This window comes from Arthrobacter sp. U41, assembly GCF_007679325.1.
Lineage (GTDB): Bacteria > Actinomycetota > Actinomycetes > Actinomycetales > Micrococcaceae > Arthrobacter.
This window is the reverse complement of the sequence record NZ_VEGI01000006.1, coordinates 41,846-56,999: the sequence shown is the minus strand read 5'-3', so window position 1 is coordinate 56,999 and position 15,154 is coordinate 41,846. Positions and strand designations below refer to the sequence as shown.

General features: G+C 66.6%; 16 protein-coding genes and 2 riboswitches. Of the genes, 7 read left to right on the top strand and 9 right to left on the bottom strand.

Annotated features, from left to right (window positions below; all coding sequences use genetic code 11):
• Window positions 1-78: 78 nt before the first annotated feature.
• Window positions 79-729 (bottom strand): alpha/beta hydrolase, encoded by a 651-nt coding sequence (locus FS787_RS15680; protein WP_144673825.1) that lies wholly within the window; start codon window positions 727-729, stop codon window positions 79-81.
• A gap of 70 nt (window positions 730-799) precedes the next feature.
• Here FS787_RS15680 and FS787_RS15675 point away from each other — a divergent pair, with 70 nt between their 5' ends.
• Entirely contained in the window at window positions 800-1,675 is an 876-nt protein-coding gene (locus tag FS787_RS15675; protein WP_395940361.1) for an SGNH/GDSL hydrolase family protein, read from the top strand.
• 564 nt (window positions 1,676-2,239) lie between these two features.
• Complete coding sequence (locus tag FS787_RS18220; protein ID WP_260982593.1) at window positions 2,240-2,380, top strand: DMAP1-binding domain-containing protein; 141 nt, start codon at window positions 2,240-2,242, stop codon at window positions 2,378-2,380.
• A 78-nt stretch (window positions 2,381-2,458) separates the two neighbouring features.
• Here the strand turns inward: FS787_RS18220 and FS787_RS15665 are convergent, their stop codons facing one another.
• Both FS787_RS15665 and mmsB read right to left on the bottom strand, forming a co-directional pair.
• Complete coding sequence (locus tag FS787_RS15665) at window positions 2,459-3,943, bottom strand: CoA-acylating methylmalonate-semialdehyde dehydrogenase (RefSeq protein ID WP_144673823.1); 1,485 nt, start codon at window positions 3,941-3,943, stop codon at window positions 2,459-2,461.
• An 80-nt stretch (window positions 3,944-4,023) separates the two neighbouring features.
• Window positions 4,024-4,926, bottom strand: coding sequence for a 3-hydroxyisobutyrate dehydrogenase (gene mmsB, locus FS787_RS15660; protein ID WP_144673821.1), 903 nt, complete (start codon window positions 4,924-4,926; stop codon window positions 4,024-4,026).
• 184 nt (window positions 4,927-5,110) lie between these two features.
• Between mmsB and FS787_RS15655 the strand changes: the two genes are divergently transcribed.
• Window positions 5,111-6,010, top strand: coding sequence for a LysR family transcriptional regulator (locus FS787_RS15655; protein ID WP_144674115.1), 900 nt, complete (start codon window positions 5,111-5,113; stop codon window positions 6,008-6,010).
• Window positions 6,011-6,040: 30 nt separating this feature from the next.
• Here FS787_RS15655 and FS787_RS15650 read toward each other — a convergent pair whose 3' ends face one another.
• From FS787_RS15650 to FS787_RS15640, 3 genes are all read right to left on the bottom strand, one after another.
• Window positions 6,041-6,508, bottom strand: coding sequence for an SRPBCC domain-containing protein (locus tag FS787_RS15650; protein ID WP_144673819.1), 468 nt, complete (start codon window positions 6,506-6,508; stop codon window positions 6,041-6,043).
• Between the two features lie 136 nt (window positions 6,509-6,644).
• Complete coding sequence (locus tag FS787_RS15645; RefSeq protein WP_144673817.1) at window positions 6,645-8,027, bottom strand: MFS transporter; 1,383 nt, start codon at window positions 8,025-8,027, stop codon at window positions 6,645-6,647.
• Between the two features lie 161 nt (window positions 8,028-8,188).
• Window positions 8,189-8,728 carry a DinB family protein gene (locus FS787_RS15640; RefSeq protein WP_144673815.1) on the bottom strand — a complete coding sequence of 180 codons (540 nt, stop codon included), beginning with the start codon at window positions 8,726-8,728 and terminating at the stop codon, window positions 8,189-8,191.
• A gap of 92 nt (window positions 8,729-8,820) precedes the next feature.
• Here FS787_RS15640 and FS787_RS15635 point away from each other — a divergent pair, with 92 nt between their 5' ends.
• A complete protein-coding gene (locus FS787_RS15635) occupies window positions 8,821-9,165 on the top strand; it encodes a PadR family transcriptional regulator (protein ID WP_144673813.1) in 345 nt (114 codons plus the stop codon).
• Window positions 9,162-9,563 carry a hypothetical protein gene (locus FS787_RS15630; protein WP_144673811.1) on the top strand — a complete coding sequence of 134 codons (402 nt, stop codon included), beginning with the start codon at window positions 9,162-9,164 and terminating at the stop codon, window positions 9,561-9,563. Before FS787_RS15635 ends, FS787_RS15630 begins: the two co-directional genes overlap by 4 nt.
• Here FS787_RS15630 and FS787_RS15625 read toward each other — a convergent pair.
• Both FS787_RS15625 and FS787_RS15620 read right to left on the bottom strand, forming a co-directional pair.
• Complete coding sequence (locus FS787_RS15625; RefSeq protein ID WP_144673809.1) at window positions 9,529-10,704, bottom strand: homoserine O-acetyltransferase; 1,176 nt, start codon at window positions 10,702-10,704, stop codon at window positions 9,529-9,531. The two genes, FS787_RS15630 and FS787_RS15625, sit on opposite strands and share 35 nt — an antisense overlap.
• An 11-nt stretch (window positions 10,705-10,715) precedes the next feature.
• Window positions 10,716-10,831, bottom strand: a riboswitch (SAM riboswitch).
• A 183-nt stretch (window positions 10,832-11,014) separates the two neighbouring features.
• Window positions 11,015-12,331 carry a bifunctional o-acetylhomoserine/o-acetylserine sulfhydrylase gene (locus FS787_RS15620; protein ID WP_144673807.1) on the bottom strand — a complete coding sequence of 439 codons (1,317 nt, stop codon included), beginning with the start codon at window positions 12,329-12,331 and terminating at the stop codon, window positions 11,015-11,017.
• Window positions 12,332-12,392: 61 nt separating this feature from the next.
• A riboswitch (SAM riboswitch) is annotated at window positions 12,393-12,508 on the bottom strand.
• Window positions 12,509-12,719: 211 nt separating this feature from the next.
• On the opposite strand from FS787_RS15620, the gene FS787_RS15615 reads away from it, so the two are divergent.
• Window positions 12,720-13,358 carry a VOC family protein gene (locus FS787_RS15615; protein WP_144673805.1) on the top strand — a complete coding sequence of 213 codons (639 nt, stop codon included), beginning with the start codon at window positions 12,720-12,722 and terminating at the stop codon, window positions 13,356-13,358.
• Window positions 13,359-13,544: 186 nt separating this feature from the next.
• Here the strand turns inward: FS787_RS15615 and FS787_RS15610 are convergent, their stop codons facing one another.
• Window positions 13,545-14,327 carry a CPBP family intramembrane glutamic endopeptidase gene (locus tag FS787_RS15610; RefSeq protein ID WP_144673803.1) on the bottom strand — a complete coding sequence of 261 codons (783 nt, stop codon included), beginning with the start codon at window positions 14,325-14,327 and terminating at the stop codon, window positions 13,545-13,547.
• 76 nt (window positions 14,328-14,403) lie between these two features.
• On the opposite strand from FS787_RS15610, the gene FS787_RS15605 reads away from it, so the two are divergent.
• Window positions 14,404-15,084, top strand: a complete 681-nt coding sequence (locus FS787_RS15605; RefSeq protein WP_260982592.1) for a histidine phosphatase family protein — start codon at window positions 14,404-14,406, stop codon at window positions 15,082-15,084.
• Window positions 15,085-15,154 lie beyond the last annotated feature (70 nt).

The window sequence follows — 15,154 nt, the reverse complement described above, 5'->3', positions numbered from 1 at the left end:
AGCCCCGGCACCGGGGGGCAGGCGCCGGACGACGGGCGGGACCCGCCCGTCGTCGTGAGGTCTACGTCCGCCGCGTGGTTACTTGTTCAGCACCCCGTGGGTGAGGAACTCGGACACGTGTCCGATTTCCTGCTGGTTGATGCCGTGCCACATTCCGGTGTAGAGCACCTTCGTGAGCTTCACGTGCTTGCGCACCCAGCCCATGGTGAACTCAACCTTGTCCGGCGTGATCACCGGGTCCTGCTGGTCACGGCCCCAGAACATCGGCACCGTCCCGTCCAGTTCGGCGTCGCGGAAGGCGGGGTCGCCGTCGGCGTCGACGGCAAAACCGGACAGCCCGATGACGGCGGCGTAGTCCGCGGGCCGGCGCCGCAACAGCGTGGTGGCCAGCGCCATCCCCATGGAAAAGCCCAGCAGCGTCACGGAAGGGTGGTTCGGCCGGACGGTATCGAGCCAGTCCTCCACGTAGGAGGCGGCCTCCTTGACCGCGTCGAGGGAGTAGTCGATCGAGGCGGTCAGCGGGAACCACGTGAAGCCCGCCCCGGAAACCATCGGAGCGCGCACCGAGGCCACGGCGAATTCCTGCGGCAGCAGGTCCGCCAGGCTCAGGAGATCCTCTTCGTTGGCTCCGTAACCGTGCAGCAGGACCAGGAGCGGCTTTCCGGCGCGCTCCTCCTCGGGCTTTGACCATAGGACAACGGGGGCGGGGAAGGCAGCGGCGTTCGTCATGGCTCCATTCTTACAGTTACCCGGAGGTAACAACCTACGGTGGCGTAGCTTTGCAGGAACAGTGCACCATATGAAGGTGAGCGAAACCGAAGCCATGGAGAACACTCCAGACAATGCCGTGACCCACCCTTGGACCCGCTATGTGGCCATGGGGGATTCCTTCACGGAAGGCATCGGCGATCCCGAGCCGGCGAGTCCGGGGGGCCACCGGGGGTGGGCGGACCGTGTGGCGGAGGAGCTCAGCCGCGGCCACGAAGGCTTCGCCTACGCCAACCTGGCCGTCCGCGGCAGGCTCCTGCAGCAGATCGTGGACCAGCAGCTGGCGCACTGCCTGTCCCTCCGGCCCGACCTCGTGACGCTCTCCGCCGGCGGTAACGACCTGATCCGTCCCGGCGGTGACCCGGACGCCCTGGCAGAAAAGCTGGACTCGGTGGTGCAGATCCTCACCCTGGCCGGCGCCACGGTGGTGCTGTTCAACGGCCCGGACACCGGCTCGTCCGTGCTGGGGCGGGTGCGCAGCAAGGTGGCGATCTACAACGAAAACCTCCGCACCGTCGCGGCACGGCACGACGCCGTCATCGCGGACATGTGGTCCCTGCGGCAGCTGAACGATCCGCAGATGTGGGACGTGGACCGCCTGCACTTCTCTCCGCTGGGCCATCACACCATCGCGGCGATGGTCCTGGATTCCCTCAACGTCGAGCACACCCTGGAGCCCCTCTCCCCCAAGCCGCTGCCGCAGCAAAGCTGGCGGCAGGCGCGCTCCGGCGATCTGGTCTGGGCCCGCGAGCACTTTGTGCCGTGGGTGGTCCGCCGGCTCCGGCACCGCTCATCCGGCGACGGCATCACGGCCAAACGCCCGCTCCCCGGACCGGTCTTCGGCCCCGGGATGCCGCTCGGCTCGGGCGAGGGTCCGCCCGGCGCCGAAGAGCCAGTGCGCTCCTGACCTGCCCTCTGCCGCCCTGCCCGGCCGAGGGGGCAGCCGGGCACGGGCACTGACGCCTGGCCGTGGGCGTTAAGCTGGAAGGACACTTCCTGAGAGGCCCGGTACCGTGAACAGTCTGTTCTTTTGGATCATCATCTTGTCATTCCTGATCCCGATAGCGATGCGCTACTACAAGAAGTCTATGCGCGGACGGAACCAGGACCAGGGTATGCCGGGCGGCTACCCCGGCCAGTTCGGGCAGTTCCCGGGGGATGCTCCCGGAAACTACCCCGGCCAGCAGAACAAGCAGCCTCGTGACGGCTTCACCCAGCGCGACTACTACGGCGCCTTCGGCCAACTGGGCGCTCCCCAGCAGCCCGCTCCCCCGGAAACCAGCCGTACGGCCAGCAGTACCCCGGGCAGCCGTTCCCGGGGCAGCAGCCGTACCAGCCCCCGGTCCCCTACGAAGACAGCCCCGACTACCCGGCCAACCAGCCCGGGACCGGAGCTCAGCGGGATGCGCAGCAGTTCAACAGCCAGCAGTTCAACGCTCAGGAGTCTCCGGCCCGGCCGTCCGGCCCCGCAGTGCCTCCTCCGCCGCCGTCACCGGCGGCGCCGCAGGGATTCCGGGCGCGCAAGCTCGCGGAACTGGACCAGCGATACAGCGACGGCGACCTCACCATGGAGGATTACATGGCCCAGCGCGCGGAAATCATGAAGGGCTGACCGGAAACCGCTCCAACAAGGACGACGGAAAGGGGCCCTGCAGCAGTGCTGCAGGGCCCCTTTCCATCGGTTCCTGTGTCAGTCGACCTGGGGGAAGCCGAGGTCGATCACGGAGGTGGACGGGTCCGGCCAGCGGGTGGTGACCACCTTGCCGCGGGTGTAGAAGCGGATGCTCTCCGGGCCGTACATGTGGGTGTCGCCGAAGAGCGAGTTCTTCCAGCCGCCGAAGGAGAAGGTACCCACCGGGACGGGGATCGGCACGTTGACGCCCACCATGCCGGCCTCGACGTCGAACTCGAACTGCCGCGCTGCGCCGCCGTCGCGCGTAAAGATCGCCACGCCGTTGCCGAACTCGTTGTCGTTGACGAGCTTGACGGCGTCGGCGTAGGTCTCAACGCGGACCACGGACAGGACCGGGCCGAAGATCTCGTCGTCGTAGACCTTCATGCCGGGCTTGACGTGGTCAACCAGGCTGACGCCGATGAAGAAACCGTTGGAGTCGAACGTCTGGTCCCGGCCGTCCACCACCACGGTGGCGCCTTCCTGGGCCGCGCCGGCGACGTAGGAGGCCACCTTGTCGCGGTGCTCGGCGGTGATGAGCGGGCCCATCTGCGATGCCGGGTCGGTGCCGGGGCCGATCTTGAGCGTGGCCATCCGGGTGCTGATCGCCTCGATCAGCTCATCGGCGATGTTCCCGACGGCCACCAGGACGCTGACGGCCATGCAGCGCTCGCCGGCGGAGCCGTAGGCTGCCGAGACGGCTGCGTCGGCGGCCATGTTCAGGTCCGCATCCGGCAGCACCACCATGTGGTTCTTGGCCCCGCCGAGCGCCTGCACGCGCTTGCCGTGGTCGGCGGCGCGCTTGTAGATGGACTGGGCGATCGGCGTCGAGCCGACGAAGCTGATGGCCTTGACGTCGGGGTGCTCCAAGAGGACGTCCACTGCTTCCTTGTCGCCGTGGACCACGTTGAGCACACCGGCGGGCAGGCCGGCTTCGGCGAAGACCTCCGCGATGAAGATGGCCGAGGACGGGTCCTTTTCGCTGGGCTTGAGCAGCACCGTGTTGCCGCAGGCCAGGGCGCTGCCGATCATCCAGAGCGGCACCATGGCCGGGAAGTTGAACGGCGTGATGCAGGCGACCACACCCACCGGCTGGCGCACCGAATGGACGTCGACGCCGCCGGCCACCTGCTCGGAGCGCTCACCTTTGAGCATGTGGGACAGCCCGGTGGCGAATTCGATGTTCTCCAGGCCGCGGGTGATCTCGCCCTCGGCGTCGGAGAGGACCTTGCCGTGTTCGCTGGTCAGCAGGGCCGCCAGTTCGGGCCGGCGCTGCATGAGCAGTTCGCGGACCTTGAAGAAGATGTTGGTGCGCTTGGCGAGGCTCGTTGCGCGCCAGCCGGGCAGGGCGGCGCGGGCGGCCTGGACGGCCTCCTCGACGCGGGCGGCGGAGGCCAGCGCCACCTCTTTCTCCTGCTCGCCGGTGGCCGGGTTGAAGACCGGGCCGTAGCGCTCGGCGTCGGAAATCAGGGCGCCGTTAATGAAGTGTGGAATGCGTTCCATGGGGTAAGTCTCTTTCGTGTGGTGCTGTGTGTGCGGGGCAGCGGCGTGTGGCCGCTGTGCGGGTGAACCGGCCGGGACGGCTATTTGGCGGTGTCGAGGGAGCCGTCCACCAGCTTCACGATCGCGGAGCAGTCCATGCCGGACTGGCCGGAGTCGATGAGGCGCTGGAAGAGCTGCTGCACGTGCTCGCCGATTTCCAGCGGGGTGCCGGTGTCCCGTGCGGCGCTGATGGCGAGTCCGATGTCCTTGTTGGCCAGCTCGGTGGTGAACGTCGGGGCGAAATCATTGTTGGAGGCCGCGGTGGGAACCACTCCGGCTACCGGGTACCACGTGCGCAACGCCCAGCTGTCGCCTGAGGAAACCGAAGCGATGTCCCAGAAGACCTGCTTGTCCAGCCCGAGCCGGTCGGCCAGCACAGCGCCTTCCGCGGTGGAAGCGAGGTTGATGAAGAGCATGAGGTTGTTGCAGATCTTTGCGGCCTGGCCGGTGGTGGCGCCGCCGGTCGGGATGATGTTGGCGGCCATCGGCTTGATGTATTCGGTGGCCTCGGCCACGGCGCCGGCCTCACCGCCGATCATGAACGTCAGGGTGGCGGCCTTCGCGCCGCTCATGCCGCCGGACACCGGGGCGTCGACGAAGCGGAAGCCGGCGGCAGCCGCGGCGTCGTGCAGCGCCTGGGCGGAGGCGATGTCGATGGTGGAGGAATCCACCAGCAGCGTGCGGGTGTCGGCGTGGGCCAGGACCCCATCCTCGCCAAGGTAGACGGCGCGGGCGTGCTCGCCCTTCGGGAGCATGGTGAAGACGACGTCGGCACCGTCCACGGCGTCGGCGATGCTTCCGGCGGGCTTCACGCCCCCTGCCTCCGCGGCGGCGACGGCCTCCGCGTTGAGGTCGAAACCGCGGACGTCGTGGCCTGCCTTGGCGAGATTCACCGACATGGACCCGCCCATGTTCCCCAGTCCGATCCAAGCGATTACTGCCATGGCATAAGCTCCTTTGCTCTGCGTCGTACGGTGCGTCTTTGCTGCGCTGCTGCTGTGCGCGGTGCGCGCTATCCGGATGTTCCGTGTCAAGCATCACACCCTGCTACAGTGCAATCAAGGGAAAAATTTACAGATGGCATGTGCATGGATGCACATAGCCGGATCCAGAGGAGTTCGTGTGGACTTGAGGCGGCTTCCGAGTCCGGATGATCTGCTGATCCTGCTGACCGTCGCCCGGCTGGGCCGGTTCAATGCGGTGGCGGAAACCCTCGGCACCACCCACACCACCATCTCCCGGCGGATCCTTGCCCTGGACAAACAGTTGGGCGGCCGCACCCTGGAGCGGAGCCCGCACGGCTGGGAACTCACCGATCTCGGTAACGAGGCGGTGGCCGCCGCCGAGGCGATCGAGGGAACCCTCGGGGCGCTGAGCAACCGGATCGCGCAGTCCGAAGATGTCCTCTCGGGCCTGGTCCGCATCAGCACGCCCGACGGCTTCGGCGCAGGGTTCGTTGCGCCGGCCCTCGTGCGGCTGCAGCGGCAGCACCCGCTGCTCAACGTCGAAATGCTCAGCGCCACCCGCAAGGTCAGCCAGAACCGCTCCGGCGTGGACCTCGAAGTGGTGGTGGGCAACCTGGACGTCAGCAATGCGCAGACGATCTTCCTGTCCAACTATTTCCTGCGGCTCTATGCGAGCCCGGAGTACTCCCGGGACCACGGGCTGCCGGAGACGCTCGACGACGTCCGGCAGCACGGGTTCGTCTCGTACGTGGAGTCGGCGCTGCAGGTCGCAGAACTGGGCCACCGGTCCACCCAGCTTCCCGTCCCGCGGTCCAGTTTCCAGGCCACCAGCATCTTTGCCCAGCTGGAGGCCGTCCGGCGGGGCGCCGGGATCGGTCTGCTGCCCAACTTCCTGGTGGCCGACGATCCCACGTTCCTGCCGGTGCTGCCGGACGACTTCCAGCGGCAGCTGCCCATCTGGGCGGTGGCACGCGCGGAATCACTGCGCTCGGCCCCCGTGCAGGCCGTGCTGGAGGCGATCCGGACCGAGATCTCCGCCCGCCAGGACGTTCTGGCAGGCTGAGTCGTCGCGGAGGCGCCCGGATCCGGAGGTTCAGGAGTCGGTTAGTCCGTCATAGGTGGACCAGAAGTCGGCCATGGAGCGGGGCTGACCCAAGAGCAGAGATTCAAGGTAAAGAAGGTGTGTGTGCCAACCAGGCAGGTAGTCGGCGGCCTGGTTTCCGAGCCCTTCGTGCTGCAACGCCAGATGGGTTGGCCCACCGGCGGGAGTGAGCACAATCCTCACTTGCGACAGTGGTTCGTCTGGGAACTCCCACGTCATGCCGAGAACCCGCTCCGGCTCACACTCCTGAATACGGCTGCTGCAGAAATAGCCATCGGCATGCTGAATCGTGATGGCGCTCCCGGCGACGAACTTCCCAGAGGTCAGCTTACCCAGCCAGCGCGGCAACGCCTCAGGGTCGGTTAGCCCCCACCAGATGCGCGCCGGGGGCGCGGCCATGGACCAGTTGTGGGTCAACCGCTTGTTCGCAGCATCGAGCGAACTGTTGATGATTGGCATAACCGGAGCCTAGTGCAGTGCCGGGTATCTGCCGTAGGAGCGGCCGGCAGCACCGAAGGCACATCTGCAACGGCAACAGCCCGGGTCCCGCAGTGCGGGGCCCGGGCTGTTGCCGTTAATTCGTCGTTACACTTGCCTACTTCTTGGAAGCGGCAAGCAGGTCCGCGGTGCCCTGGGCATCAGCGGCGTCGACGTCGTGCAGGGAGATGCCGCGGGTTTCCTTGAGGAAGAACACCGCGACCATGGTGACCACACAGGCGCCAAGGAGGTAGATGGCCACCGGGACGGAGGACTTGTACTGGCTCAGCAAGGCGACGGCGATGATCGGTGCCATCGAACCGGCCACGATCGAGGTGACCTGGTAGCCCAGCGAAACACCGGAGTAGCGCATCCGGGTCGGGAACATTTCGGCCATGATGGCCGGCTGGCCGGCGTACATGAGCGAGTGGAACAGCAGACCGATGGTGATCGCCGCGAGGATGATGAGATCGTTCTTGGTGTCCATCATCGGGAAGGCGAAGAAGCCCCAGGTGCCGCCGAGGACAGCGCCGGCCATGTAGACCTTCTTGCGGCCGAGGTTGTCGGAGAGCTTACCTACCATGGGGATCACGGCGAAGTGGATGAAGTGCGCCACCAACAGCAGCAGCAGGATGCGGGAGGTGTCCGTCTGCACAATGACCTTCAGGTACGTGATGGAGAACGTGACCACGAGGTAGTAGAGGATGTTCTCCGCGAAACGCAGGCCCATCGCGGTGAAGACACCGCGGGGGTAGCGGCGGAACACTTCGCCGACGCCGTAGCCCTTCTTCTCAACGGTGACTTCCTTCTGGGCCTCCAGGAAGATGGGGGCGTCCGTGACCTTGGTCCGGATGTAGTAGCCAACCAGCACGATGACAGCGGAGAGCCAGAAGGCCACGCGCCAGCCCCAGCTGAGGAAGTCGTCGGAGGACAGGGTGGCGGACAGGGTGAACAGCACACCGGTGGCGAGCAGGTTGCCCAGCGGAACGGCGGACTGCGGCCACGCGGACCAGAAACCGCGGGACTTGCTCGGGCTGTGCTCGGCCACGAGGAGGACTGCACCGCCCCATTCACCGCCGACGGCGAAGCCCTGGGCGAAGCGCAGGAAGACCAGGAGGGCCGGGGCCCAGTAGCCGATCTGCTGGAAGGTGGGCAGGCAGCCCATCAGGAAGGTGGAGACACCCACCAGGATGATGCTGAGCTGGAGGAGCTGCTTGCGGCCGAACTTGTCGCCGAAGTGGCCGAAGACGATGCCGCCGATCGGGCGGGCGACGAAGCCGACAGCGTAGGTCAGGAACGCGGCGATGATGCCGTCCAGCTCGGTGCCCGAGTTCGGGAAGAAGATCTTGCCGAAGACGAGGGTCGCCGCGGAGGCGTAGAGGAAGAACTCATACCACTCGACAACGGTGCCGGCCATGGAGGCCGTTACTACTTTTTTGAGGCCGGACGATTTGACGTCTTCCTCTTCCGGCCGCCTGGCGGCAGCGTTTTGCGTACTCATTTCGACTCCTTTGGCGTCTCCGTCGACACCCTATGGACCTCTGGGCAATGGATGCCTGTGATTTGGGACACGGGCATCATTCTCAACGAGTATGGACGCTCAAGCCCCGGGCCTCAACGGCCATTAGTGCAGAGCGCATCTGCAAAAATGCACATTTGGGCTCATTCCCCGACGCTTCCGTCCACGGATTCGCGCAGGAGATCGGCATGGCCGTTGTGCCGGGCGTACTCCTCGATCATGTGGCACATGATCCAGCGCAGGCTGGGCACCCCGCCGTCGGACCATGCACGCCCGGCCGGCGAGTCCAGACCGCCCGCGGCCAGGGTTTCGGCCACGAGGGAGCGCGAGCGCTCGACGGCGTCCTGCCAGCGTCCGCGGAGGTCGTCTGCTGAGTCTTCGGCGGCCGAGTGGAAATCCCAGTCGGGCTGCGCCTTCCAGTCCACCGCGTTCCACGGCGGCTGCCGGTCCTGGCCGTGCAACGAGTAGGAGAACCAGCTGTCCTCCACATAGGTCATGTGCTTGAGCAGCCCGCCCAGGGTCAAGGCGGAGGCGGCGGTCTTCGCGCCCAGGGCCGCGGCATCAAGGCCGGCGCACTTCCACTCAAGGGTGGCCCGCTGGTAGTCGAGGAAGCCCAGGAGCGTGGCGGCCTCACCGTCCGCAAGGGGAGGTTCCGGACGGCCTTGTTCATCGATGGTGATCATGCGCCGTGAGCCTACCGGCGGACGTGCCCCGGCGGAAATCCGGGCCCGCCAAATGAATTGTACCGCAAGCTAGGTCGTGACACTATCTATCCATGCAGGAGGATGACTGGAACCAGGAGCTGACCCGCGCAGCGCTCCCGCAGGCGGTACTCGCGGTACTCAGCCACGGCGAATCCCACGGCTATGCGATCGCCGAGATTCTCCGGCAGCACGGCTTTACGCGGATCAAGGGCGGGACCCTGTATCCCCTCCTGAAAAGACTGGAGGACCAGGGTCTCGTCGTGCATTCATGGCAGCACGACCAGTCTGGCCCCGGGCGCAAGCAGTTCTCGATCACGGAGCACGGCCGCAACACACTGGAAAACTCGGCCGCGGCCTGGCAGCGCGTGAGCACGGCCCTCACCGAGATTCGATCAACCCGACAGGAACGCCCATGAGCTACGAACGAGACCTGGCTTTCAACCTGCGCATCCGCGGGCTCCCGGAGGATGCGATCGCCGAGACCCTGGATGAGGTTCGTGCCCACACGGCCGCCAATGGGTCGCCGGCCGATGAGGAATTCGGTAGCCCGCAGGAGTACGCGAAGCAGTTTCCCAAGCAGAAAACGCGCTCACGCGGCTACGCCATCGCGATGGTCGGAGCGGTGCTGGCAATTACCTATGCTGCCGTCGCGATGCTTCTTCTACCGTTCGTGCGCATCGATGTCCGAGACCTCGTGGGGCCCATCAGGCTTTGGCCTGCGCTGGTGCTGATTCTGGGTGGTGTGGTCTCTGGCTTCCTGACCGACTACTTCCGCCCGCCTAGCCGAAGAAGTGCTGCCGGAGCTGGTCGGTGAGCTGGCCGATCTCGGTCAGGAAGCCGTCGTGCCCGATCGGCGCCTCGATGGTGTGCACGGCAACCTCTCCCGGAAGCGCGGCGGCGAGCGCGCTGGTCTGGGCCGGGAAGTACAGCCGGTCCGAGTCGACGGCCGCCAGCAGGAATTCCGCCGTTGCCGGAGCCAGGGCGTCCGCGAGGGCGCCGCGGCCCCGGCTGATGTCGTGGCTCATCAGCGCTTCCGTGATGGCGATGTAGCTGTTCGCGTCGAAGCGGCGGACCAGCTTGTTGCCCTGGTGGTCAAGGTAGCTCTCCACCTGATAGCGCCCGCGCCCGGCGAGCGATCCGGCTTCCAGCGGGGCTTCCGGGTCCTGGGCCTTGCGGCCGAACCGTCCGTCCAGCTCCGCGGCGGAGCGGTAGGTGATGTGCGCGATCCGCCGGGCCAGCGCCAGACCTGCTTCCGGCTGCGGGCCCCCGTAGTAATCCCCGCCGTTGAAGTTGGGGTCCTGCCGGATGGCAAGCGTCTGGGCCTGGGCGAAGGCAATCTGTTCGGCGGTGCTGCTGGCCCCCACCGAAAACACACCGCAGCGCCGGACCCGGTCCGGGTAACTGACGGCCCACTCCAGGGCACGCGCTCCGCCCAGCGAACCGCCCAGCACGGCGTACCAACTCCGGATGCCCAGGGCGTCCGCCAGCCTGGCTTCGGCCGTCGTCGTGTCCCGCAGGGTGACCAACGGGAACCGGGAGCCCCAGGGCCGGCCGTCCGGTGCCGGCGTCGAGGGTCCCGTCGAGCCGTAGCAGCCGCCCAGGATGTTGATCGAGACGACGAAGTACTTGTCCGTGTCCACGGGGGCGCCGGGGCCGGCGAGCTGTTCCCACCAGCCCGGTTCCTCGCCGGCGCCCCGGGTGACGTGGGTGTCCCCGGTCAGGGCGTGTTCGATCAGCACCGCGTTGGAGCCGTCCCGGTTGAGTGTCCCCCACGTTTCATAGGCGAGGATCACGTCCGGCAGCCGGGCACCGGACTCGAGGTCCAGGTCGCCGATCCGGGCGTACCGGACGGTTCCATCCAGAACCGTTCCATCCAGCACCGCACCGTCAGGGACTGCCTGGGGATGGGAGGTCGTGTTTACGGGTGCACCCTGGCGGGTGACGGCAATAGTCATATGAGGACCTAACTTCGCGCTTGCCCACCGTCAGCAGACCGGCAGGCCAGGTCTTCACCCGGGGCACCCCGCCGCAAAAGGAGGGTTGCCGGCCAGCAAGCCGGGGCTGTCGCTGGCACTCATGACCTTCCCTGAGTGTACGAAATGGGGCGGCCCCGTGGCGAAGATTGTGACTTCCATGTGACGGCCGTCTGCGTCAGCACCGCAATTTCCCCACTTTCGAAGGCCGTGTCCGGCGGGTCGCCCCCGAACTGTCGGCGATTACCGGCGTCGCGCCGGCTAAGGTGGGGAAATTCGGCGTTGAATTGTCTCAGGCGTTCTTGGCCGCCCGGAATCCGGCTTCGAGGTCCGCGAGGATGTCGTCAATATGCTCCAGTCCCACGGAGAGCCGCACGAGGCCCGGGTTCACGCCGGCAACAGCCTGCTGTTCCGCCGAGAGCTGGCTGTGCGTGGTCGACGCCGGGTGGATGACCAGCGAGCGCACGTCACCGATGTTCGCGACGTGGGAGTGCAGCTCGAGGGCATCGACAAAGCGCTTCCCGGCCTCCGCTCCCCCGCCGATGTTGAAGGACACGACGGCGCCGGTTCCCCGGGGACCGTACTTGCGGCCGCGCTCGTACCAGGGGCTCGACGGCAGCCCCGCGTAAGCGACCGATTCGACGTCGTCCCGGGCTTCGAGCCATTTGGCCACCCTGGTGGCGTTGGCGACGTGCCGCTCCATGCGCAGGCTCAGGGTCTCAATGCCCTGGGCGATGAGGAACGCGTTGAACGGCGAGACCGCCGAGCCGAGATCGCGCAGGAGCTGCACGCGCGCCTTGAGGATGAAGGAGAGGTTGGCGCCCAGGGCGCCGTCCTTGCCCAGGTCCCGGGCGTAGACCAGTCCGTTATAGGTGGGGTCAGGGGTGTTGAAGCCCGGGAACCGCTCCGGATCCGCGCCGAAGTCGAAGTTGCCGGAGTCCACGATCACGCCGGCGATCGCGGCGCCGTGGCCGCCGAGGTACTTGGTGGCGGAGTGCACCACGATGTCCGCACCCCACTCGATGGGACGGATGAGGTACGGCGTGGAGAGGGTGTTGTCCACGATGAGCGGGACACCGGCCTCGTGGGCCACCTTCGAGATGCCTTCAATATCCAGGACGTCCTGGCGAGGGTTGGAAACCACTTCGCCAAAGAAAAGCTTGGTGTTGGGCTGCACGGCGTCCTGCCACTGCGCCAGGTTGTCCGGGTCCTCCACGAACGTCACGGAGATGCCGAACTTCTTCAGCGTGTGCGCCAGCAGGTTGTAGGTGCCGCCGTAGAGGCTGGGGCTGGCCACCACGTGGTCGCCGGCCTCGGCGACGTTCAGGATGGCAAGGGTCTCCGCGGCCTGGCCGGAGCTCAGGAGCAGCGCCGCGAGGCCGCCCTCCAGGCTGGCCACCCGCTGCTCCACGGCGTCCTGCGTGGGGTTGCCGATCCGGGTGTAGATGGGGGCCAGTTCGGCGAGGGCGAAGCGGTTGGCGGCGCTTTCGGCGCTGGGAAAGACGAACGACGTCGTCTGGTAGATCGGGAGCGACCGGGCACCGGTGGCGCTATCCGGCTCCTGGCCGGCGTGGATCTGGCGGGTTTCGAAGGACCAGGCATTGGACATCGTGAGACTCCTCAAGGGTCTGGGCACACCGGCTCCGGCACTCCATGGCCGGTCAACGCTGGCGCCGCGCTTGCCTTCCGGCGGGCGCCGGACGGCCAGGTCTTCACCCGGGGCACCCCACCGCGATACGAGGGTTGCCGGCCAGCAAGCCGGGGCTGTGTGCTGGCACTCATGACCTGGCCCTAGTCTAGGAACCGCTTCCGGGCCGAGGATAGCTTTGTGACGAAGATGAAGCCGCACGCCCGGCGCGCCCGGCCGGGCCCAGTGGGCCCCGGTTCCCCGTCATGACACGGAAAAGTCCCCTTCCCGCGCTCCCCGAAAATGACATCCCATCTCGGTAAGGCCAGCCTAAGCTGAGAGCCGCATCACAAAGTGCCAAGATGAGGGCATGCGCATGGATCACGTCTCTTACGCCTGTGAACAAGATGGCCTCGCGGCCACCACCGAACGAATTGCGTCTGCCCTCGGCGTCGAAGCCGTGAAGGGCGGAGTACACCCCCGATTCGGGACCCGCAACATGATTATCCCGCTCGCGGGACACAAATACGTCGAGGTGGTGGAGGTCCTGAACCACCCGGCATCCGACAAGGCCCCCTTCGGCCAGGCCGTCCGCGCCCGCTCCGAAGCCGGCGGCGGCTGGATGGGCTGGTGCGTCGAGGTTGACGACCTGGCCCCGTTCGAAGAGCGGCTGGGCCGCGCCGCCGTCAACGGCAACCGCAAGTTCCCGGACGGCCGCGAGCTCGTCTGGAAGCAGATCGGCATCCTGGGGCTCATCGCCGATCCCCAGGTTCCGTACATGCTCAAGTGGGAAGGCGATCCGGAACTCCACCCGTCGAAGGCCTACGAGAGCAACGTCAAGATGTCCGCGCTCACGATCGCCGGCTCGGCGGAGCGGGTCACCGAATGGCTCGGTGTCCCGGTCGAGAAGCCGCTGGAAGACGTGGCCGTGAACTGGCTCGCTCCGCGCGGGACACCCGGCATCATGTCCGTCACGTTCGAGACGTCCTCCGGAGCCGTCACGATCTGACTTTTCCCGCCCCACACTTCGGCCGCCATCAGCGGGTGCCAATGACGTCACCCACCGATGGCGGCCGAATCTTTTAACGGCACGGGTTGCCGGCCCGTGAAAGGCAACGCCGGGGTCAGATCGCGTCCATCCAGGGGCTCCGGATGGGCGATACGTGACCCCGCGTTGCCCTGTGGACGCTCCCGCTCAGCCCAGGCCGATGGCCCGGCCAAAGAGGCTGAAGCCGACAAATGCCACGATGTCCAGCACAGCGTGAGCGATTACCAGCGGCATCAACCGGCGGGTCCTGGTGTAGAAGACGGCGAAAATGACGCCCATGATGGCGTTGCCGATAAACGGCCCGAAGCCCTGGTAGAGGTGGTAGCTACCGCGCAGCATGGCGCTGGCGAAGATCGCCGCGGGCATGGCCCAGCCGAGCTTTCCGAGCCGGTCCAGGAGATAGCCCACCACGATCACCTCCTCCACGATCCCGTGCCGGATCGCGGAGAGCACCAGCACGGGAACGGTCCACCAGTAGGCGTCCAGGGCGCTGGGAATGATCGCCGTTGTGATGCCGAGCGCACGGCCGGCGGCGTAGAGGACCAGCGACGGGATTCCGATGAGCGCCGCCAGGCCGAAGGCCTGCAGCAGGTCCCTGCCGGGCCGGTCGAAATCCAGGCCCAGGTTCTGGAAGGCCGTGATGCCGCGGCCGCTGCTCCCGGGGAGGCCGGATGGCCGGTTTTCGCTCAGGAAGTAGATCACCAGGACCACGGGAACCAGGGCGAAGATGATATCCAGCAGCTGGTAGGTGAGGTCAAAGTACTCGCGGCTGCTTTGCGAGCGGTTCAGCGTGGAGGTCCCCTCCGCGAGCGGGGCCCTGGTCATCTTGTCCAGCAGCTGAACCACCGAATACACGGCCGACTGGCCCAGGGACAATCCCAGGACAATCCACATTTCAATCCGCAGCCGGCGGCGGGAGGGAACCAACATAGTTCCATCTTGCCCGCAGTGGCCGGAGTTGCCTGAATCCGGGCCGCCGCACCGCCGGGCCCTATGCTTGGGGTTTATGAGTGCGCCCGGGAAAATCATCATGATCCGGCACGGCCAGTCCGCCGCCAACGCCGACACCTCGATCTACAACCGGGTCCCCGATTACCGGATTCCGTTGACCGCACTCGGCCTGGAACAGGCCCGGGCCGCCGGCGAGGAGGTCCGGCGGCTGCTGGACGGCCGGCAGGCCTGCGTGTACGTCTCCCCCTACCTGCGGGCCTACCAGACCCTGGAGGCCCTCAACCTCGGCCCCCTGATCGAGCGGGTGATCGAGGAGCCCCGGCTGCGGGAGCAGGACTGGGCCAACTTCCAGATCGCCGGTGAGATCGAGGACCAGAAAGAACTCCGGAACGCCTACGGCCACTTTTTCTACCGCTTCCGTGAGGGCGAGTCGGGGTCCGATGTCTATGACCGGATCTCATCCTTCATGGAAACCCTGTACCGGCACTGGTCGAAACCGAGCTATGCCCCGAACGCGCTGTTTGTCACCCACGGACTCACCATGCGGCTGTTCTGCATGCGCTGGTTCCACTGGTCCGTGGAGTACTTCGAGTCGCTCAACAATCCGGACAATGCCGAGGTCCGGACCCTGCTGCGGACCGAGCTCGATAAATATGAGCTGGACAAGCCTTTCAGCCAGTGGGTGGAGCGCCGCGTCGACGAGACCGTCCTCGACGCTCCACCGATGTTTTTCTAGCGAACGAAAGTGACTCGCAGCAGGGGCCGTTTTGAGCGCCCAAAACGGCCCTGCTGCGAGTCAGTTGGGT